Origin of the sequence: Bacillus sp. F56 (assembly GCF_001748205.1) — a bacterium.
Lineage (GTDB): Bacteria > Bacillota > Bacilli > Bacillales > Bacillaceae > Bacillus > Bacillus stercoris.
The window spans coordinates 1-21774 of sequence record NZ_BDFC01000010.1 but is presented as its reverse complement, the minus strand read 5'-3'; the positions used below and the strand labels follow the sequence as shown (position 1 = coordinate 21774).

The 21774-nt window shown below is 44.4% G+C and carries 19 protein-coding genes and 1 pseudogene; 17 read left to right on the top strand and 3 right to left on the bottom strand.

What is annotated here, in order from left to right:
• The first annotated feature begins 28 nt into the window (after positions 1–28).
• From pfkA to BFW96_RS17080, 3 genes are all read left to right on the top strand, one after another.
• A complete protein-coding gene (gene pfkA, locus BFW96_RS17090; protein ID WP_003237788.1) occupies positions 29–988 on the top strand; it encodes a 6-phosphofructokinase in 960 nt (319 codons plus the stop codon).
• 42 nt (positions 989–1030) lie between these two features.
• A complete protein-coding gene (gene pyk, locus BFW96_RS17085) occupies positions 1031–2788 on the top strand; it encodes a pyruvate kinase (RefSeq protein ID WP_069840115.1) in 1758 nt (585 codons plus the stop codon).
• 93 nt (positions 2789–2881) lie between these two features.
• Entirely contained in the window at positions 2882–3265 is a 384-nt protein-coding gene (locus tag BFW96_RS17080) for an FxsA family protein (RefSeq protein WP_014664946.1), read from the top strand.
• 31 nt (positions 3266–3296) lie between these two features.
• Here BFW96_RS17080 and ytvI read toward each other — a convergent pair whose 3' ends face one another.
• The gene (gene ytvI / locus BFW96_RS17075; RefSeq protein WP_069840114.1) at positions 3297–4412 is read right to left on the bottom strand and encodes a sporulation integral membrane protein YtvI; all 1116 of its coding nucleotides are present in this window, start codon (positions 4410–4412) and stop codon (positions 3297–3299) included.
• Positions 4413–4508: 96 nt separating this feature from the next.
• Between ytvI and BFW96_RS17070 the strand changes: the two genes are divergently transcribed.
• From BFW96_RS17070 to coaE, 10 genes and pseudogenes are all read left to right on the top strand, one after another.
• Entirely contained in the window at positions 4509–4973 is a 465-nt protein-coding gene (locus BFW96_RS17070; protein ID WP_004398695.1) for a DUF441 domain-containing protein, read from the top strand.
• A gap of 333 nt (positions 4974–5306) precedes the next feature.
• A complete protein-coding gene (gene citZ / locus BFW96_RS17065) occupies positions 5307–6425 on the top strand; it encodes a citrate synthase (protein WP_014664943.1) in 1119 nt (372 codons plus the stop codon).
• Between the two features lie 164 nt (positions 6426–6589).
• Positions 6590–7861: an NADP-dependent isocitrate dehydrogenase gene (icd, locus tag BFW96_RS17060; protein ID WP_069840113.1), complete on the top strand. Its 1272-nt coding sequence runs from the start codon at positions 6590–6592 to the stop codon at positions 7859–7861.
• A 43-nt stretch (positions 7862–7904) separates the two neighbouring features.
• Positions 7905–8843, top strand: a complete 939-nt coding sequence (mdh, locus tag BFW96_RS17055) for a malate dehydrogenase (RefSeq protein ID WP_069840112.1) — start codon at positions 7905–7907, stop codon at positions 8841–8843.
• A gap of 211 nt (positions 8844–9054) precedes the next feature.
• Positions 9055–9777 carry a two-component system response regulator PhoP gene (gene phoP, locus BFW96_RS17050; RefSeq protein ID WP_014664941.1) on the top strand — a complete coding sequence of 241 codons (723 nt, stop codon included), beginning with the start codon at positions 9055–9057 and terminating at the stop codon, positions 9775–9777.
• The gene (gene phoR, locus BFW96_RS17045) at positions 9770–11509 is read left to right on the top strand and encodes a sensory box histidine kinase PhoR (protein WP_069840111.1); all 1740 of its coding nucleotides are present in this window, start codon (positions 9770–9772) and stop codon (positions 11507–11509) included. The genes phoP and phoR overlap by 8 nt, the downstream gene beginning before the upstream one ends.
• Before the next feature lie 243 nt (positions 11510–11752).
• Complete coding sequence (gene polA, locus BFW96_RS17040) at positions 11753–14395, top strand: DNA polymerase I (RefSeq protein ID WP_069840110.1); 2643 nt, start codon at positions 11753–11755, stop codon at positions 14393–14395.
• Between the two features lie 22 nt (positions 14396–14417).
• The gene (gene mutM / locus BFW96_RS17035; protein ID WP_083252918.1) at positions 14418–15245 is read left to right on the top strand and encodes a DNA-formamidopyrimidine glycosylase; all 828 of its coding nucleotides are present in this window, start codon (positions 14418–14420) and stop codon (positions 15243–15245) included.
• A 151-nt stretch (positions 15246–15396) separates the two neighbouring features.
• Positions 15397–16047, top strand: a pseudogene (gene ytaF, locus BFW96_RS21290) (sporulation membrane protein YtaF); the annotation flags it as partial.
• 15 nt (positions 16048–16062) lie between these two features.
• On the top strand, positions 16063–16656 hold the full coding sequence (coaE, locus tag BFW96_RS17020; RefSeq protein WP_069840108.1) for a dephospho-CoA kinase: 594 nt from the start codon (positions 16063–16065) through the stop codon (positions 16654–16656).
• A 39-nt stretch (positions 16657–16695) separates the two neighbouring features.
• Here coaE and ytbE read toward each other — a convergent pair whose 3' ends face one another.
• On the bottom strand, positions 16696–17538 hold the full coding sequence (ytbE, locus tag BFW96_RS17015; RefSeq protein WP_069840107.1) for an aldo/keto reductase YtbE: 843 nt from the start codon (positions 17536–17538) through the stop codon (positions 16696–16698).
• A 23-nt stretch (positions 17539–17561) separates the two neighbouring features.
• Positions 17562–18752 (bottom strand): MFS transporter, encoded by a 1191-nt coding sequence (locus BFW96_RS17010; protein WP_069840106.1) that lies wholly within the window; start codon positions 18750–18752, stop codon positions 17562–17564.
• Positions 18753–18934: 182 nt separating this feature from the next.
• Between BFW96_RS17010 and BFW96_RS17005 the strand changes: the two genes are divergently transcribed.
• From BFW96_RS17005 to nrdR, 4 genes are all read left to right on the top strand, one after another.
• Positions 18935–19315, top strand: a complete 381-nt coding sequence (locus BFW96_RS17005) for a winged helix-turn-helix transcriptional regulator (protein ID WP_003229458.1) — start codon at positions 18935–18937, stop codon at positions 19313–19315.
• A 204-nt stretch (positions 19316–19519) separates the two neighbouring features.
• Complete coding sequence (locus BFW96_RS17000) at positions 19520–20542, top strand: glyceraldehyde-3-phosphate dehydrogenase (protein WP_069840105.1); 1023 nt, start codon at positions 19520–19522, stop codon at positions 20540–20542.
• A gap of 238 nt (positions 20543–20780) precedes the next feature.
• The gene (gene speD / locus BFW96_RS16995; protein WP_003223584.1) at positions 20781–21161 is read left to right on the top strand and encodes an adenosylmethionine decarboxylase; all 381 of its coding nucleotides are present in this window, start codon (positions 20781–20783) and stop codon (positions 21159–21161) included.
• 262 nt (positions 21162–21423) lie between these two features.
• A partial coding sequence (nrdR, locus tag BFW96_RS16990; protein ID WP_069840104.1) for a transcriptional regulator NrdR occupies positions 21424–21774 on the top strand: 351 nt, incomplete at its 3' end.

Sequence of the window (21774 nt, the reverse complement as noted above, 5' to 3'; positions counted from 1 at the left end):
TCATATATGTTGCTGAGGTGAATGGAGAATGAAACGTATAGGGGTATTAACGAGCGGCGGGGATTCCCCGGGAATGAACGCAGCAGTTCGCGCAGTAGTCAGAAAAGCGATTTATCATGACGTTGAAGTTTACGGTATTTACAACGGATACGCGGGATTAATCAGCGGAAAGATTGAAAAGCTTGAACTCGGATCAGTAGGCGATATTATACATCGTGGAGGCACAAAGCTTTATACGGCAAGATGTCCAGAATTCAAAACAGTTGAAGGCCGTGAAAAAGGTATAGAAAACTTGAAGAAGCTTGGTATTGAAGGCCTTGTTGTTATCGGCGGAGACGGTTCCTATATGGGTGCGAAAAAATTAACGGAACACGGGTTTCCATGTGTAGGTGTACCGGGTACAATTGATAATGACATTCCGGGCACGGATTTTACCATCGGTTTCGATACAGCTTTAAATACAGTAATTGACGCAATTGATAAGATTCGAGATACAGCGACTTCTCATGAACGTACATATGTGATCGAAGTAATGGGCCGTCATGCCGGCGATATCGCATTGTGGGCCGGTCTTGCAGGGGGCGCGGAATCGATCTTAATCCCTGAGGCAGACTATGACATGCACGAAATCATTGCCCGCTTAAAACGCGGCCACGAACGCGGCAAGAAGCACAGCATTATCATTGTTGCCGAAGGTGTAGGCAGCGGGGTTGAATTCGGGAAACGCATTGAAGAAGAAACAAATCTTGAAACTAGGGTATCTGTATTGGGCCATATCCAGCGCGGAGGTTCTCCGAGTGCTGCTGACCGTGTGTTGGCAAGCCGTCTCGGCGCATATGCAGTTGAACTGCTGCTTGAAGGAAAAGGCGGACGCTGTGTAGGTATACAAAACAATAAGCTTGTAGACCATGATATTATAGAAATATTGGAGACAAAACACACAGTTGAGCAAAACATGTATCAGCTTTCAAAAGAACTGTCTATCTAATGTGCAGCTGAAGGCTGAAGATTTCAGAAGGAAGTGAACCAAATGAGAAAAACGAAAATTGTTTGTACCATCGGTCCAGCAAGTGAAAGTATTGAAATGCTTACGAAATTAATGGAGTCAGGAATGAACGTGGCTCGATTAAACTTTTCTCACGGAGATTTTGAGGAGCACGGTGCAAGAATTAAAAATATCCGTGAAGCAAGCAAAAAACTTGGCAAGAACGTTGGAATTCTGCTTGATACAAAAGGTCCTGAGATCCGCACACATACAATGGAAAACGGCGGCATTGAGCTTGAAACAGGCAAAGAGCTTATCATTTCAATGGACGAGGTTGTAGGAACAACAGATAAAATTTCAGTGACATATGAAGGTTTAGTCGATGACGTTGCACAAGGTTCAACGATTCTGTTAGATGACGGCCTTATCGGTCTTGAGGTACTTGATGTAGATGCCGCTAAACGCGAAATCAAAACAAAAGTATTAAACAACGGAACACTGAAAAATAAAAAAGGTGTTAACGTACCGGGCGTAAGTGTCAATCTTCCGGGTATTACTGAGAAGGATGCGCGAGACATCATTTTCGGTATTGATCAAGGAGTAGACTTCATCGCGCCATCTTTCATTCGACGTTCCACGGACGTGCTTGAAATCCGTGAGCTTCTTGAAGAGCACAACGCTCAGGATATTCAAATCATCCCTAAAATCGAAAACCAAGAGGGCGTTGACAACATCGATGCGATTCTCGAAGTGTCTGACGGCTTAATGGTTGCGCGCGGAGACTTAGGCGTGGAAATTCCAGCTGAAGAAGTGCCGCTTGTGCAAAAAGAACTGATCAAAAAATGCAACGCGTTGGGCAAACCTGTTATCACAGCGACACAAATGCTTGACAGCATGCAGCGCAACCCGCGTCCGACTCGTGCGGAAGCAAGTGACGTTGCAAACGCGATCTTCGACGGCACAGATGCGATCATGCTTTCTGGTGAAACAGCTGCAGGAAGCTATCCGGTTGAAGCCGTTCAAACCATGCATAACATCGCGTCCCGTTCTGAAGAAGCTTTGAATTATAAAGAAATTCTCTCAAAACGCAGAGACCAGGTAGGCATGACAATTACAGACGCAATTGGACAATCTGTCGCGCATACGGCGATTAACCTGAGCGCTGCTGCGATCGTAACGCCGACAGAAAGCGGCCATACAGCACGCATGATTGCAAAATACCGTCCGCAGGCACCGATTGTTGCGGTTACTGTAAATGACTCTATTTCCAGAAAGCTTGCCCTCGTATCTGGCGTATTCGCGGAAAGCGGTCAAAATGCAAGCTCAACAGATGAGATGCTTGAGGATGCCGTCCAAAAATCATTGAACAGCGGAATTGTAAAACACGGTGACCTTATCGTTATTACGGCAGGTTCTGTCGGTGAGTCTGGCACTACGAACTTAATGAAAGTTTATACTGTCGGCGATATCATCGCTAAAGGCCAAGGCATTGGACGCAAATCAGCTTACGGTACGGTTGTCGTTGCCCAAAATGCAAAAGAAGCTGAGCAAAAAATGACTGACGGTGCGGTACTTGTTACCAAAAGCACTGACCGTGATATGATTGCATCTCTTGAAAAAGCGTCTGCTCTTATTACAGAAGAAGGCGGCTTGACAAGCCATGCTGCAGTAGTCGGATTGAGCCTCGGCATTCCGGTTATCGTTGGTCTGGAAAATGCGACATCTATTTTGACAGAAGGCCAGGATATTACAGTTGACGCTTCCAGAGGCGCAGTCTACCAAGGCCGTGCGAGCGTTCTTTAATCACAGGTGAAAACGGAAGGGGAATCCCTTCCTTTTCTCTTTATCTTGCCTTATGTTGAACAGAGGCGTGTTACACGTGTGGGGGGCTTGGATATGAGATTTTTATTTTTGCTTTTTATTGTGTTTCCGGCAATAGAAATCGGCATATTCCTCTTTTCAGGCAAGCTGATTGGCATTTTGCCGACAGTTCTTTTAATGATTCTGACAGGCATTATCGGAGCAGCAGCTGCAAAAAAACAAGGAACCGAAGTGTATTATAAGGTTCAGCGTGATCTTCAATATGGCAAAATGCCGGGAGAAGCGATTGCTGACGGCCTATGCATTTTCATTGGCGGCCTATTGCTGATGCTTCCGGGCTTTTTATCAGATTTGGCCGGCGCCTGTCTTCTTATCCCGTTTACCCGCGGCTGGTGTAAGCCAATTCTGTTCAAATGGCTGAGAGGAATGTCAAAGAATAAGCGGATCATCATCAAATAAAAACGGCAGCCATGTAACATGGGCTGCTGTTTTATTTTTGCTGAACGGTGATATAGGACCATACTTCCTTTAATGCGCCTGTCGTAATGAAAGCTTGGATAATGACGAGAACAGCCGGCCCGGCAATCAGTCCTAAAAACCCGAATAATTTAAAGCCGGCAAACAGGGCGATGAGCGTTGCCAGCGGATCGATCCCGATAGATTTACTGAGTATTTTAGGTTCTGTCAGCTGCCGCTGAACAAGAACGACGAGATACAGTATGCCGATTCCGATCGCTTGGGGCAGCTGGCCTGTAATCGATAAATACAAAATCCACGGCACAAATACGGAGCCCGCACCCAAGTAAGGGAGAAGATCAACAAGCCCGATTAAAAAAGCGATTGTTGCGGCATGTTCAACCTGTAAGAGAGAAAGGCCGATAAACACAATCACCATCGTGATGAAAACGAGGACGGCTTGTGCTTTGATAAAACCAGTCATTGCTTTTTTTAATTCGCTGCTGATCGCTTTACTATTAGCTGCCACACGATCCGGCAGAAGCAAAACAAGCATGGCTTTCAGCTTATGCCAATCCTTTGTCATAAAAAATGTTGCCAGAAGAGAAAAAATCAGAACCGCCGCCGTATTGGGAAGAAGCGCGAAAAACCTCGGGATCATTTCTAGAATGTGGGACAGCAGCAGCCCGGCATTTTTAGCGGCTGAATCACCGAGTGTCTGGATGTGGGTGACGATGGAAGCCTGCTGGTTCGTTTCCAATTCTTGAAACAAAAGAGTTAACTCGTTATAGAGCGGCTGAATATGAGTTGTAAACAATTTTTCGCAATAGGAAATAAACGTGCTGATATGCGGAGGCAGCGTTTTTGCTAGATAGGCTGTACCCGTTACGATTTCGGCTACCAGAATGGTGAGAACGCCGAAGGCTGCGAGCAGAAAAAAAGCAAGTACGCCCAGAACATTTATCGTTCGGGGGAATCCTGTCACTTTGTCCAAATAATCGACAACAGGATGAATCACTGATGAAAGAATAAGGGCGATCAGGAAAGGATAAGTTAACGGAAACGAATAATAGGCCGCAGCTATCGACCCTGCGGTAATTGATATGACAAAGAGGGTTCTGAAAAAAATAGTAATATAAGATTGATTCACGAAAACGGTCCTCCTCTCGTCAGCATGTCCTATTTTTTATATGTATTCACGCTGCGGCTGAATATGAATACATTCACCTTAAAGGAGGGATGGCATGTGTTTACACAAGCGAATTTATTTTTAATTTTACTCTTGGCCATCGCACTTATCGCAAAAAATCAATCATTGCTTTTTGCTGTATCCGTCCTTTTGATCATCAAAATCGTTGGACTTGATCAGAAATTATTTCCGACTATCCAGTCAAAAGGCATTAACTGGGGTGTGACCATTATTACCATCGCCGTTCTTGTCCCGATTGCCACGGGAGAAATCGGATTTAAGCAGCTTGGAGAGGCAATGCGGTCTTCCTACGCATGGATCGCCTTGGGAGCGGGAATCGCAGTGGCGCTGATTGCCAAAAACGGCCTGACTCTGCTGGAAAATGACCCGCATATTACAACTGCCCTTGTGATCGGGACCATTCTCGCAGTCGCGCTTTTTGGCGGAGTAGCAGTGGGCCCGCTGATCGGAGCGGGGATTGCTTATTTAGCTATGCAGATCGTAAAACTGTTCACTTCATGAAAAAAGCGGCCTTAAAGCCGCTTTTTTTTGTATGCAAAAACCCGCAAATAAAGGCGTTTTTTCGGGGAAATCACAGAATGAAAAAAAAAATTATAGGTAAACATTTAACAAATGTCTGATTATTGTTTATAATGAGAATAGGCTTAAACTTAAATAAGCTTATAAGAATTTGTTATGTTCTTTCATAAGCAAAGGGTTTTAGTACTAGCAGCCAGTAAAATGTAAGCATTTTCTTTTTGGGGGAGAGAAATACTTGCATCGTGCTTTTTAAGTAAGCCTCATGTTTTTACAACACTCTTAAAGGGGAAATTTATTGAAAAGGAGATGTTATATATGACAGCGACACGCGGTCTTGAAGGGGTTGTAGCAACAACATCATCTGTTAGTTCTATTATTGACGATACCCTTACATATGTGGGGTATGATATCGATGATTTGACAGAGAATGCAAGTTTTGAAGAAATCATCTACTTGCTTTGGCATCTAAGGCTGCCAAACAAAAAAGAGCTTGAAGAGTTAAAGCAGCAGCTTGCAAAGGAAGCTGCCGTTCCGCAAGAAATTATTGAGCACTTCAAATCTTATTCCCTCGAAAATGTTCATCCCATGGCTGCTCTTAGGACAGCAATTTCATTATTAGGCCTGCTTGACAGCGAGGCTGATACCATGAACCCGGAAGCCAACTACAGAAAGGCGATCCGCCTTCAGGCAAAGGTGCCTGGCCTGGTTGCAGCGTTTTCCAGAATTCGCAAGGGTCTTGAGCCTGTAGAACCGAGAGAAGATTACGGTATTGCGGAGAATTTTCTTTACACATTAAACGGTGAAGAGCCTTCACCAATTGAGGTTGAAGCCTTCAACAAAGCATTGATTTTACATGCTGACCACGAGCTGAACGCGTCAACGTTCACAGCGAGGGTCTGCGTCGCGACACTTTCTGATATCTATTCAGGCATTACTGCAGCAATCGGTGCGCTTAAAGGGCCTCTGCACGGCGGGGCGAATGAAGGCGTTATGAAAATGCTGACAGAAATCGGCGAAGTGGAAAACGCTGAGCCGTACATCCGCGCTAAACTTGAAAAGAAAGAAAAAATCATGGGATTCGGCCACCGAGTGTATAAGCATGGTGATCCGCGCGCGAAGCATCTGAAAGAAATGAGCAAGCGCCTGACCAACCTGACGGGTGAAAGCAAATGGTATGAGATGTCGATTCGTATAGAAGACATCGTTACATCAGAGAAAAAGCTTCCGCCTAACGTTGATTTCTATTCGGCTTCTGTATATCACAGTCTCGGCATTGACCATGATTTGTTTACACCGATTTTTGCTATAAGCAGAATGTCCGGGTGGCTCGCCCATATTCTTGAGCAGTATGACAACAACCGTCTAATCCGCCCGCGGGCAGATTACACAGGCCCTGACAAACAAAAATTCGTTCCAATTGAAGAAAGAGCCTAAAGAACCATTGGAGGCTGGCTTGCGTCAATGAGGTTAGCCTCTTGTTCAGAACATCAAATTTGAGTTACACTTTAAATTGAATGTTGAGAAAAATCATTTTGTTTTCTATATAAGAAAAATAAAATGTTTTCTAAATATGAATTACATACTGGGAGGTTTTTATTGTGGCACAAGGTGAAAAAATTACAGTCTCTAACGGAGTATTAAACGTACCAAACAACCCGATTATCCCGTTTATCGAAGGAGACGGAACCGGTCCTGATATTTGGAACGCGGCTTCGAAGGTTTTGGAAGCAGCAGTAGAAAAAGCATACAAAGGCGAAAAGAAAATTACGTGGAAAGAAGTTTATGCCGGAGAAAAGGCTTATAATAAAACAGGTGAGTGGCTCCCTGCTGAAACATTAGATGTGATCCGCGAATATTTTATCGCGATTAAAGGCCCGTTAACGACACCTGTCGGCGGCGGTATCCGTTCTTTGAACGTAGCACTCAGACAAGAGCTTGACCTATTCGTCTGCTTAAGACCTGTAAGATACTTTACTGGAGTGCCGTCACCGGTAAAACGCCCTGAAGATACTGATATGGTTATCTTCCGTGAAAATACAGAAGATATTTACGCAGGCATCGAGTATGCAAAAGGCTCAGAAGAAGTACAAAAGCTTATCAGCTTCCTTCAAAATGAGTTAAACGTCAACAAAATCCGTTTCCCTGAGACATCAGGCATTGGCATTAAGCCTGTTTCCGAGGAAGGAACAAGCCGTTTAGTCAGAGCTGCCATTGATTATGCAATCGAGCATGGCCGCAAATCCGTAACGCTTGTTCATAAAGGAAACATCATGAAGTTCACTGAAGGCGCCTTCAAAAACTGGGGCTATGAACTTGCTGAAAAAGAGTACGGAGATAAAGTCTTCACATGGGCTCAATATGACCGCATTGCTGAAGAACAAGGAAAAGACGCTGCCAACAAAGCGCAAAGCGAAGCGGAAGCAGCAGGAAAAATCATTATCAAAGACAGCATTGCTGACATTTTCCTTCAGCAGATCTTAACGCGTCCAAACGAGTTTGATGTCGTTGCGACAATGAACTTGAACGGAGATTACATTTCTGATGCCCTTGCTGCGCAAGTCGGCGGAATCGGCATTGCTCCTGGAGCGAACATCAACTATGAAACAGGACATGCGATTTTCGAGGCGACGCACGGAACGGCTCCTAAATATGCAGGCCTTGATAAAGTAAATCCATCTTCAGTTATTCTTTCAGGCGTTCTGCTTCTTGAGCATTTAGGATGGAACGAAGCGGCTGATTTGGTTATCAAATCTATGGAAAAAACAATCGCTTCTAAAGTCGTAACTTACGATTTTTCCAGATTAATGGATGGCGCGACTGAAGTGAAATGTTCAGAGTTCGGAGAAGAACTGATCAAAAACATGGACTAAGCAAGGAAAAAGCCTAAAACTAGCCATAAAGGAGAAGAGAGACATGGGAAATACTCGTAAAAAAGTTTCTGTTATCGGAGCAGGTTTTACCGGAGCTACAACTGCATTTTTAATCGCTCAAAAAGAGCTGGCAGACGTTGTTCTTGTTGACATTCCGCAATTGGAGAACCCGACAAAGGGAAAAGCGCTTGATATGCTTGAAGCAAGCCCGGTTCAAGGCTTTGACGCAAAAATTACGGGAACATCCAATTACGAGGATACAGCTGGCTCTGAAATTGTTGTCATTACAGCCGGTATCGCAAGAAAACCTGGTATGAGCAGGGATGATCTGGTCTCTACAAACGAAAAGATTATGAGAAGCGTTACGCGGGAAATCGTGAAATATTCTCCTGATTCTATTATTGTGGTGCTGACAAATCCTGTTGATGCAATGACATACGCGGTGTACAAAGAATCCGGCTTCCCTAAAGAGCGTGTAATCGGCCAGTCCGGTGTGCTTGATACGGCGAGATTCAGAACATTTGTGGCAGAGGAATTAAACCTGTCAGTGAAAGATGTGACTGGTTTCGTACTCGGCGGACACGGTGACGATATGGTGCCGCTTGTGCGTTATTCTTATGCCGGCGGTATCCCACTAGAAACTCTCATTCCGAAAGAACGGATTGACGCAATTGTGGAGCGCACTAGAAAAGGCGGAGGCGAAATCGTGAATCTTCTTGGAAACGGAAGCGCGTATTATGCGCCTGCGGCTTCTCTGACAGAAATGGTCGAAGCGATCTTGAAAGATCAGCGCCGCGTCCTTCCTACAATTGCTTATCTTGAAGGGGAATACGGCTATGAAGGCATCTACCTTGGCGTTCCTACAATTGTAGGCGGCAACGGACTTGAACAAATCATTGAACTTGAACTGACAGACTATGAAAGAGCGCAGCTGAATAAATCAGTTGAATCTGTCAAAAATGTCATGAAAGTATTATCCTAATAAAAAGAGAGAAAGGCTTGCTTGATACAGCCTTTCTCTTTTTACTATATATGAAAGCGCTACCATTATCGTTTGTATTTCTTTTAAAAATGGTGTAAAAGGCGAATTGTCGGAATGTCCTGCTTTCGCTAAAATAAAATCATGAAACATGTTAAGATGACATAAAATAGAGAAATAGGATGTCGGGGAATTATAATACTGGAGGCACAGCATGAACAAGAAAATTTTAGTTGTAGATGATGAAGAATCTATTGTTACTCTTTTACAGTACAATTTGGAACGGTCAGGCTATGATGTTATTACCGCCTCGGATGGGGAAGAAGCACTCAAAAAAGCGGAAACAGAGAAACCTGATTTGATTGTGCTTGATGTGATGCTTCCAAAACTGGACGGAATCGAAGTTTGCAAGCAGCTGAGACAGCAAAAACTGATGTTTCCCATTTTAATGCTGACAGCGAAGGATGAGGAATTCGATAAAGTATTAGGGCTTGAGCTTGGTGCTGACGATTATATGACCAAGCCGTTCAGTCCAAGGGAAGTAAATGCGAGAGTCAAAGCGATTTTAAGGCGTTCGGAAATGGCTGCGCCCTCTAGTGAAATGAAGAACGATGACATGGAAGGCCAGATCGTAATTGGCGATCTGAAAATCCTGCCTGATCATTATGAAGCGTACTTTAAAGAAAATCAGCTTGAACTGACACCGAAAGAATTCGAACTGCTGCTTTATTTAGGCAGACATAAAGGCAGAGTTCTGACAAGAGATCTGCTGCTGAGCGCAGTCTGGAATTATGATTTTGCCGGAGATACGAGAATAGTTGATGTGCATATCAGCCATCTTCGCGACAAAATTGAATATAATACCAAAAAACCGATCTATATTAAAACGATTAGGGGATTGGGGTATAAACTGGAGGAGCCAAAAATGAATGAATAAAAACCGTGTGCGCCTTTTTTCTGTATTCGTTGTCTGTTTGATTCTGGTGTTTTGTGTCCTCGGGCTGTTTTTACAGCAGCTCTTCGAAACATCTGGTCAAAGGAAAGCAGAGGAACACATTGAAAAAGAAGCAAAATACATGGCTTCGCTACTTGATGCCGGCAATCTAAATGATCGAGCAAACGAGAAAATCATTAAAGATGCAGGCGATGCGCTTGATGTGAGTGCAGCCGTTATTGCTACAGACGGTAAGGTGCTGTATGGGTCAAACGGGAGAGCGGCAGATTCCCAAAAGGTGCAGGCGCTTGTTTCTGGCCATGAGGGGATTCTTTCAACAGCAGATAACAAGCTTTATTACGGACTTTCACTTAGAAGCGAAGGTGAAAAAACAGGATATGTGCTGCTTTCCGCCTCTGAAAAAAGCGACGGCTTGAAAGGCGAATTGTGGGGGATGCTGACGGCCAGTCTTTGTACCGCATTTATCGTCATTGTTTATTTTTATTCCAGCATGACCTCACGTTATAAAAAGTCAATAGAAGCAGCGACAAATGTAGCCACAGAACTTTCTAAGGGGAACTATGATGCACGGACGTACGGCGGCTATATCAGACGCTCTGATAAGCTTGGACGTGCGATGAACAGCCTTGCCATTGATCTGATGGAAATGACCCGAACGCAGGAAATGCAGCGGGATCGGCTGCTGACAGTCATTGAAAACATTGGCTCCGGACTGATTATGATCGACGGAAGAGGCTTTATTAATCTTGTAAACAGGTCTTACGCCAAGCAGTTTCATATCAATCCGAATCAGATGCTGCGCCGTCTTTATCACGATGCATTTGAACATGAAGAAGTGATCCAGCTAGTCGAAGATATTTTTATGACGGAGACAAAGAAATGCAAGCTGTTAAGACTTCCGATCAAAATAGAACGGCGTTATTTTGAAGTGGACGGCGTTCCGATTATGGGGCCGGACGATGAATGGAAAGGAATTGTGCTCGTTTTCCATGACATGACAGAAACGAAGAAATTAGAGCAGATGAGGAAGGATTTTGTGGCCAATGTTTCTCATGAGCTGAAAACGCCGATTACGTCCATAAAAGGGTTTACGGAGACGTTATTGGATGGGGCGATGGATGACAAAGAGGCGCTTTCTGAATTTCTCTCTATTATTCTTAAGGAAAGCGAAAGACTTCAGTCTTTGGTTCAGGATTTGCTCGATCTCTCAAAAATCGAGCAGCAAAATTTCACGCTCAGTATCGATACGTTTGAGCCGGCCAAAATGCTTGGTGAGATTGAAACGCTTCTGAAGCATAAGGCGGATGAGAAAGGCATCTCCCTGCAACTGAATATTCCGAAAGACCCTCAATATGTGTCAGGTGATCCGTACAGGCTGAAACAGGTATTTCTTAATCTCGTAAACAATGCGTTAACCTACACGCCTGAGGGGGGCTCAGTGGCTATCAATGTAAAGCCCAGAGAAAAAGACATTCAGATTGAGGTCGCCGATTCCGGAATCGGGATTCAGAAAGAAGAAATTCCGCGCATCTTTGAACGCTTTTACCGCGTAGATAAAGACAGAAGCAGGAATTCGGGGGGAACCGGGCTGGGCCTTGCGATTGTGAAGCATTTAATAGAGGCTCATGAAGGGAAAATTGATGTCACAAGCGAGCCTGGACGGGGAACTGTCTTTACCGTGACGCTGAAACGGGCCGCTGAAAAGTCCGCCTAATGTTTACAAAGGTTTAACAATATCTTCATGCACTGTTAAACCTATGCTGGTAGGATGTAGTAGAACCCCTTCATCCAAGGAGCCAATTTTGACGGCGGGAACCTATTTGTGTTCCCGTCCTTTTTTGTGTGTTCTCTTATAGTTCACGTATTTTCCTTTCAAATTGAACTTTGTTAAAATAAGAGGAGCTAATGACTATGTAAGAGATGAATGGAAGCGTGAGGCTTCTTAGGAGGAAATTGAATGACGGAACGAAAAAAATTAGTGCTTGTAGACGGAAACAGTCTGGCTTACCGGGCGTTTTTTGCATTGCCGCTGTTAAGCAATGACAAAGGTGTTCATACAAATGCTGTATACGGCTTTGCGATGATTTTGATGAAAATGCTTGAGGATGAAAAACCGACGCATATGCTGGTTGCGTTCGATGCCGGGAAAACAACATTTCGTCACGGCACATTTAAAGAATATAAAGGCGGCAGACAGAAAACCCCGCCTGAGCTTTCCGAACAAATGCCGTTTATCCGCGAGCTGCTTGATGCCTACCAGATCAGCCGCTATGAACTGGAACAATACGAAGCGGATGATATTATCGGTACACTGGCCAAATCGGCTGAAAAAGACGGATTTGAAGTAAAGGTTTTTTCAGGAGATAAGGATTTAACCCAGCTGGCAACGGACAACACGACAGTTGCCATTACGAGAAAGGGAATTACCGATGTTGAATTTTACACACCGGAGCATGTCAAAGAGAAATACGGGCTTACGCCTGAACAAATCATTGACATGAAGGGTCTGATGGGCGATTCCTCAGATAATATCCCGGGTGTGCCCGGCGTCGGAGAAAAGACTGCGATTAAGCTTTTAAAACAATTTGATTCCGTTGAAAAGCTGCTGGAGTCCATTGACGAGGTGAGCGGAAAGAAATTGAAGGAAAAGCTTGAGGAATTTAAGGATCAAGCATTGATGAGCAAGGAGCTTGCGACGATTATGACGGATGCTCCGATTGAGGTATCTGTTTCCGGCCTGGAATATCAAGGCTTTAACCGTGAACAGGTCATTGCCATCTTTAAAGATCTTGGCTTCAACACGCTTCTTGAACGGCTTGGGGAAGACAGTGCAGAAGCGGAGCAGGATCAGTCGTTAGAAGACATTAATGTCGAAATCGTTACAGACGTAACCAGCGGCATATTGGTTTCTCCATCTGCATTTGTCGTTGAACAGATTGGCGATAATTATCATGAAGAGCCGATTCTCGGATTTTCGATCGTAAATGAAACGGGAGCTTATTTCATTCCGAAAGACATTGCCGTTGAGTCTGAGGTGTTTAAAGAATGGGTGGAAAATGACGAGCAGAAGAAATGGGTCTTCGACAGCAAGCGGGCTGTTGTTGCCTTGCGCTGGCAGGGCATTGAGCTAAAGGGTGCTGAGTTTGATACGCTCCTTGCGTCCTATATCATCAACCCGGGCAATTCATATGACGACGTGGCGAGTGTGGCCAAGGATTATGGCCTGCATATCGTTTCGAGCGATGAATCAGTTTACGGCAAAGGGGCAAAACGGGCAGTGCCGTCAGAAGACGTACTGTCTGAGCACCTTGGCCGAAAAGCGTTAGCGATTCAAAGCCTTCGGGAAAAGCTTGTTCAGGAGCTGGAAAACAATGATCAGCTTGAGCTGTTTGAAGAGCTTGAAATGCCTCTTGCGCTTATTCTTGGAGAAATGGAATCAACTGGCGTCAAGGTCGATGTTGACCGTTTAAAACGGATGGGTGAAGAACTGGGTGCGAAGCTGAAGGAATATGAAGAAAAAATCCATGAGATCGCGGGAGAGCCGTTTAACATCAATTCGCCGAAACAGCTCGGCGTCATCTTGTTTGAAAAAATTGGCCTTCCTGTCGTAAAGAAAACGAAAACAGGTTATTCTACGTCTGCCGATGTGCTTGAAAAGCTGGCTGACAAGCATGATATTGTCGACTATATTTTGCAGTACAGACAAATTGGCAAGCTTCAATCAACATATATCGAAGGGCTTTTAAAGGTGACGAGACCTGATTCGCATAAAGTGCACACGCGCTTTAATCAGGCCTTAACGCAAACTGGCCGTCTCAGCTCGACTGATCCGAATCTGCAAAACATTCCGATCAGGCTTGAGGAAGGACGGAAAATTCGCCAAGCTTTTGTGCCGTCTGAAAAAGACTGGCTCATTTTTGCAGCCGATTATTCACAAATCGAGCTGCGGGTGCTTGCCCATATTTCAAAGGATGAAAATCTTATCGAAGCTTTTACAAACGATATGGATATTCATACGAAAACGGCAATGGATGTGTTCCATGTTGCTGAGGATGAAGTAACATCTGCGATGAGGCGCCAGGCGAAAGCGGTCAACTTTGGCATTGTTTACGGCATCAGTGATTACGGTCTGTCACAGAACCTCGGCATCACCAGAAAGGAAGCCGGTGCATTTATCGACCGCTATCTGGAAAGCTTCCAAGGCGTAAAAGCGTACATGGAAGATTCAGTTCAGGACGCGAAGCAAAAAGGGTACGTAACAACACTTATGCATCGACGCCGCTACATTCCTGAGCTGACGAGCCGAAACTTTAATATTCGCAGTTTTGCGGAGCGGACGGCCATGAATACACCGATTCAAGGAAGCGCCGCTGATATCATCAAAAAAGCTATGATTGACATGGCTGCCAAGCTGAAAGAAAAACAGCTGAAAGCAAGGCTGCTGCTTCAAGTACACGATGAATTGATTTTTGAAGCGCCGCAGGAAGAAATTGAAATTCTTGAAAAGCTTGTTCCTGAAGTAATGGAGCATGCGCTTGCATTAGATGTGCCGTTAAAGGTGGACTTTGCATCAGGCCCATCTTGGTACGATGCGAAATAAACAGAGATAGGAAGTGATGGATGTGCCGGAATTACCAGAGGTTGAGACGGTCCGGCGCACTCTGACCGGGCTTGTAAAGGGAAAAACAATCAAATCGGTAGAGATCAGATGGCCGAATATCATCAAACGGCCTGCCGAACCGGAGGAATTTGCGCGAAATCTAGCAGGAGAAACGATACAGTCTATCGGAAGACGGGGAAAGTTTTTGCTGTTTCATTTAGATCATTATGTCATGGTTTCCCACCTGCGAATGGAAGGGAAATACGGGCTTCATCAAGCGGAGGAGCCAGACGATAAACATGTGCATGTCATATTTACGATGACGGATGGAACCCAGCTCCGTTACAGAGATGTTCGGAAGTTTGGAACCATGCACTTATTTAAACCGGGAGAAGAGGCGGGCGAGCTCCCGCTTTCTCAGTTAGGTCCGGAGCCGGATGCAGAAGAATTTACGAGTGCATATTTAAAAGAACAGCTTGCCAAAACAAACCGTGCTGTCAAAACTGCCCTGCTGGATCAAAAAACGGTCGTCGGACTAGGGAACATTTATGTGGACGAGGCTCTTTTCAGAGCGGGTGTCCATCCCGAGACAAAAGCAAATCAATTATCATATCAGACAATCAAAACCCTTCACGCTGAAATCAAAAATACCCTGCAGGAAGCGATTGATGCAGGCGGCAGCACAGTCCGCTCGTATATCAACTCCCAAGGGGAAATCGGAATGTTCCAGCTGCAGCATTTTGTGTACGGAAAAAAAGACAAGCCATGCAAAAATTGTGGTACGATGATTTCGAAAATCGTCGTCGGAGGAAGAGGCACGCATTTTTGCGCAAAGTGCCAGAAAAAATAGCAGCATAAAGCTTCATCGTCCAAGCTGTCGGTGCATATATCAGTAACTCTGTAATAGAGGATGCCATTTTTGAAACACGGATTTTTCACTTTCCCATATATATGATTGTGATGAATCCCGGGCATTTCACATCTGATACAAGAGCACCAACAGAAAGGAAGAAACGGATATGCAAATGGTTTCTATACTGCTGCTGGCGTTGGCTGTCAGCTTGGACAGTTTTTCAGTCGGATTTACGTACGGATTGAGAAAAATGAAAATACCGTTTAAAGCGATTTTGGTTATCGCCTGCTGTTCCGGTGCTGTCATGTTTATATCCATGCTGATCGGAAGCTTTCTCACAAAGTTTTTTCCTGTATATGTGACGGAGAAGCTTGGCGGTTTGATATTGGTCGGAATTGGTGCGTGGGTTCTGTATCAATTTTTCAAACCGGCGAAAGACAAAGAATACCTATTGCATGAAAAAACGCTGCTTAATTTAGAGGTTCGGTCATTAGGGATTGTGATTCATATTTTGAGAAAACCGATGAGTGCGGATATCGACAAATCGGGTGTGATCAATGGAATTGAGGCGGTCCTATTGGGATTTGCCTTATCGATTGATGCTTTTGGGGCAGGTATAGGCGCAGCCATTCTCGGTTTTTCACCGATTGTGATGAGCATCGCCGTGGCAATCATGAGCTCACTGTTTGTATCAATCGGAATCAATGCCGGCCATTTTTTGTCTAAGTGGAAATGGATCGATAAAATGGCGTTTTTGCCAGGGCTTCTGCTGATCACGATTGGGCTCTGGAAATTGTAAAAAGGAGTGGATCTCTTGACCTTAGTCATTGGTTTAACGGGAGGAATAGCTAGCGGCAAAAGCACGGTAGCCAATATGCTGATTGAAAAAGGAATAACAGTTATAGATGCAGATATCATTGCAAAACAAGCGGTAGAAAAAGGGATGCCGGCCTACCGGCAAATCATTGACGAATTCGGTAAAGACATCCTGCTCTCAAATGGCGATATAGATCGAAAAAAGCTTGGAGCGCTGGTATTTACAAATGAACAAAAGCGTCTCGCCTTAAATGCAATTGTTCATCCCGCAGTCAGGCAGGAAATGCTCAAGCGCCGTGATGAGGCCATTGCAAATCGGGAGGCATTTGTTGTATTGGATATCCCGCTTTTGTTCGAAAGCAAATTGGAATCATTGGTTGATAAAATTATTGTGGTCAGTGTGACAAAAGAGCTCCAACTGGAACGTCTGATGAAGCGCAATCAGCTGACGGAAGAAGAAGCAGTCAGCCGTATTCGCTCGCAAATGCCCTTAGAGGAAAAGACAGCAAGAGCAGATCAAGTCATCGATAACAGCGGCACGCTCGAAGAGACCAAAAGGCAGCTTGATGACATCATCAACAGCTGGGCATAATACAAAAACACCGTTCAATATGAACGGTGTTTTTTGCCATTAAAAATCAAAGTTGTCCGGATCAGGGCCGACGCGCAGGTTTTCATTCAGGGCATCGATTCGGTTCATGTCATCCTGTGTTAATTCAAAGTCAAAGACACTTGCATTTTCTTTAATGCGGTGTTCCTTCGTTGATTTTGGAATCGTGATGATGCCATGCTGCAGATCCCAGCGCAAAATAATTTGCGCGACAGATTTGTTATATGTTTGAGCGATGTCAGCCAATACAGGGTGATCCAGCAGTTGCCCCTGCATCAAAGGTGACCAAGCCTCCATCTGGATGCCTTGATTTTGGCAGTAACTTATCAATTCTTTTTGTGTGAGGCGCGGATGAAATTCCACTTGGTTAATCATTGGCTTAATTTCAGCTGCCGTCATCAGATCTTCAAGATGGTGAATTTGGAAGTTGCTTACGCCGATTGCTTTGATACGGCCTTCTTTATACAACGTTTCAAGCGCTTTCCAAGCATCTTTATACTTTCCTTCTACAGGCCAGTGGATGAGATATAGATCTAAATAATCCAGACCGAGTTTTGACAGGCTTGTTTCAAATGCGGCGAGTGTTTCCTCGTAGCCTAAATCAGCATTCCATACTTTCGATGTAATAAATAGATCCTCTCTTGAAATGCCTGCTTCTTCAATGCCCTGCCGAATCCCTTCTCCGACTCCAGCTTCATTTCCATAGATAGCTGCAGTATCAATACTGCGGTACCCGTGGGCAATGGCAGTTTTAACTGCGTTTACCAGTTCAGATCCTTCCTCCACTTGGAAGACGCCGAGGCCGAACCAAGGCATTTTTACCCCATTATGAAGTGTTGCTGTTGCTTGTAAATGTGTTGTCATGTTTATTTCCTCCTCTAAAATTGTCAGGCTTCCTGCCGATCCCGTTTTTCCATCAAGCAGCTCCAGCCTGTTAAAATAACTGCTCCGGCCACCATTAATCCGCCTATCCAAGCGGTATGAATCAATCCGATTGAATCGATGATCACACCACCAAGGTATGAGCCAAGCGCGATCCCTGCATTAAAGGCAGCGATATTCATCGCGGATGCGACGTCAACTGCACTCGGGACAAAACGCTCAGCCAGCATGACGACATACACCTGAAGGCCGGGCACGTTCATAAAGGCCAGCAATCCCATACAGAGAATGGTGATGAGGCCTGCTGCTTGATATGAGGCCGTAAATGTCAGTACAAATAGAACGATTGCCTGTACGATAAACATATAGAATAAAGCGGCAATCGGATTTCGGTTAGACAGCTTTCCGCCAATCATATTTCCGATAGCGATAGCGATTCCATATCCGAGCAGAATCACTGCAACAGTTCCGGCTTTGAAGCCTGTTACTTCCTGAAGCAGGGGAGACAGATATGTGAATACAACGAATGTTCCTCCGTACCCAAGAGCTGTAATGACAAATAAAAGCAATAACCGGCCGTTTGTCACAAGCTTCAATTGATCCCGCATCGTTGTTTTTGTCCCTTTTCGTAATTTGGACGGTACAAGAATGCCATTTGTAATAAAAGCAACGATTCCGACGGCGATAATGACCATAAAGGCAAAACGCCAGCCGAACTGCTGGCCGATAAATGTGCCGAAAGGAACTCCGGTTACAGTTGCCACAGTAAGGCCGGTAAACATAATCGAAATCGCGCTGGCCCTTTTATTCTCCGGGACAATATCCGCTGCGATTGTCGAACCGATTGACATAAACACACCGTGTGAAAATGCCGATATCACACGGGCTGCTAATAAAATCCCGATGCTTGAAGCGGTTGCTGCCATCGTATTACCGGCAATAAAAATAAACATGATCCAAAGCAATAGTGTCTTACGAGACATGCTTGAGGTCAATGAAGTTAATATAGGTGCCCCAAATGTAACGCCGAGTGCATAAAGGGAAACAGTCAATCCCGCTGTTGTGACTGGAATATGCAGGTCATCAGCAATGAGCGGCAAAAGGCCGACACTGATAAATTCGGTTGTCCCTATCGCGAATGCACTTACGGCCAAAGCCAGGAGTGCAGGAATACTGCTTTTATTGGCTGAAGTCATGATGTTCCTCCTTTGTATGTGTGTTGTATGATTGAAATTCTGCTGAGTAAGCTATATAAATAAAAAAGAGCAGATTCAAATCAGCCGGCAAATGTGATTATGAAACATATCGTTAGGAAAGAAAAGTACGTACTTTTAAGTGCTATAGTCACTTTTTGGTGCCTGTAAGGAGAATGGATTGTATGGAGAAGAAAAAATATAACATTTCTGTTGAAGCGACTCTCGAAGTGATTGGCGGGAAGTGGAAATGCGTGATTTTATGCCATCTGACGCACGGAAAAAAACGCACGAGTGAATTAAAGCGCCTGATGCCCAACATCACGCAAAAGATGCTGACCCAGCAGTTGCGTGAGCTGGAAGCGGACGGTGTCATTAACCGGATCGTTTATAATCAGGTTCCTCCAAAAGTGGAATACGAGCTCAGCGAATACGGGCGCAGCTTAGAAGGGATTTTAGATATGCTGTGTGCTTGGGGAGCGAATCATATTAACAGAGTGTACGGAGATACTTTTTCTGTGTTAGAAGAAAGTGTGCTCAATGATAAGTTGAAACAGGAATCATAAGCATGAAGGCAGTCAGTGCAGAGCGCTGGCTGCTTTTTTGGCTTTACGCCTGATATTTTGTGCAAGAAAACATATGATGTATCATAAATTAGCGTTATAATCGTTGATTTTTATCAATATGTACTGGCGAATTCGTTTTAATGTGTTATACTAATTTTAGATAGTAACATATTAGGATGGCATAATTGATAAGGGGTGTCCAACATGAAGGTAAAAGTAGCGATCAACGGGTTTGGAAGAATCGGAAGAATGGTTTTCAGAAAAGCGATGTTAGACGATCAAATTCAAATAGTGGCCATTAACGCCAGCTATTCCGCAGAAACGCTGGCTCATTTAATAAAGTATGACACAATTCACGGCAGATACGATAAAGAGGTTGTGGCTGGTGAAGACAGCCTGATCGTAAATGGAAAGAAAGTGCTTTTGTTAAACAGCCGTGACCCAAAACAGCTGCCTTGGCGGGAATATGATATTGACATAGTCGTCGAAGCAACAGGGAAGTTTAATTCAAAAGATAAAGCGATGGGCCATATAGAAGCGGGCGCAAAAAAAGTCATTTTGACTGCTCCGGGAAAAAATGAAGACGTTACCATTGTGATGGGGGTAAATGAAGACCAATTCGACGCTGAGCGCCATGTGATTATTTCAAATGCGTCATGCACGACAAACTGTCTTGCGCCTGTTGTAAAAGTGCTGGATGAAGAGTTTGGCATTGAGAGGGGGCTGATGACCACAGTCCATGCGTATACGAATGACCAAAAAAATATTGATAACCCGCACAAAGATTTGCGCCGGGCGCGGGCTTGCGGTGAATCCATCATTCCGACGACAACAGGAGCGGCAAAGGCGCTTTCGCTTGTGCTGCCGCATCTGAAAGGAAAGCTTCACGGCCTCGCCTTGCGTGTCCCTGTTCCGAACGTCTCATTGGTTGATCTCGTAGTTGATCTGAAAACAGATGTTACGGCTGAAGACGTAAACGAGGCATTTAAACGCGCTGCCAAAACGTCGATGTACGGTGTACTTGATTATTCAGATGAACCGCTTGTATCGACCGATTATAATACAAATCCGCATTCAGCGGTCATTGACGGGCTTACAACAATGGTAATGGAAGACAGAAAAGTTAAGGTGCTGGCGTGGTATGACAACGAATGGGGCTACTCCTGCAGAGTTGTTGATTTGATCCGCCATGTAGCGGCACGAATGAAACATCCGTCTGCTGTATAAAATAAGGTCATGGACACATTTTAAAGAAAAAACCCTTAACAGCATATTTCTAAAAAAACGCACCTTGCAAATTAGACTTAAACACAGTATACTATTTTTCGTGAACTTCTTGCTTGAGACTGTTTCGGAATTACTTAAAGGGTTAGGACCTCTCCGGACTAACTTTCCCCCGTGGTAAATGGCCGACCCAGTTGTTGGAATTTCACTTTTTAATTCTTGTTAAGGGGGGTCCATGACTATGGAAACAATGGGGCGTCACGTTATCTCCGAGCTATGGGGATGCGATTTTGATAAGCTGAATGACATGGATTTTATTGAAAAAACGTTTGTAAATGCTGCTCTAAAATCAGGTGCTGAGGTGCGCGAGGTTGCATTTCACAAATTTGCACCGCAAGGCGTAAGCGGAGTTGTGATTATTTCTGAATCACACTTAACGATTCACAGTTTTCCTGAGCACGGATATGCGAGCATTGATGTTTATACTTGTGGAGACTTAGATCCTAATGTTGCTGCTGATTACATCGCAGAGGCATTACATGCTGATACAAGAGAAAACATTGAAATACCGAGAGGAATGGGGCCTGTACAAATTAAACAGGCGCAAGCGAAAGTACTATAAAGTAAATGCGAACACAAAGGGAGCTAAAGCTAGAAGGCCATTATGCGCTTTTTAGCTTATGCTCCTTTTATTTTTATAAAGAAACGAGAGTGTCAGCTTTTTCTTTTTTCATTTTTTTTGTAAAATAAGAAGGAGATTTTCACAAACCACCTAATGCTATAGAAACATATTGAACAACGGCTCTCCCGACAGATGCTGTCACAAAAGGCGGAGGCTGCCGAAAATACATTGCAGGGAACGATATAGTTGGGAGCTGATTTTATTGAAATGTCCTTCATGCCAGCATAACGGAACGCGAGTCCTTGATTCACGGCCTGTAGATGACGGAAAATCGATTCGCCGAAGACGCGAGTGTGAATCCTGCCACTACCGGTTTACGACCTTTGAGAAAGTGGAGGAAACCCCGCTCATCGTTGTGAAAAAAGAAGGTGTGCGTGAGGAGTTCAGCAGAGAAAAAATGCTGCGCGGCCTCATAAAAGCATGCGAAAAAAGGCCTGTTTCACTCAAAACGCTTGAAGACATGTGCTTTGATATTGAAAAAGAACTTCGCAATCAAGGCTGCTCTGAGGTGAAGAGCGAATTCGTTGGAGAAATGGTCATGGACCGGCTGGCT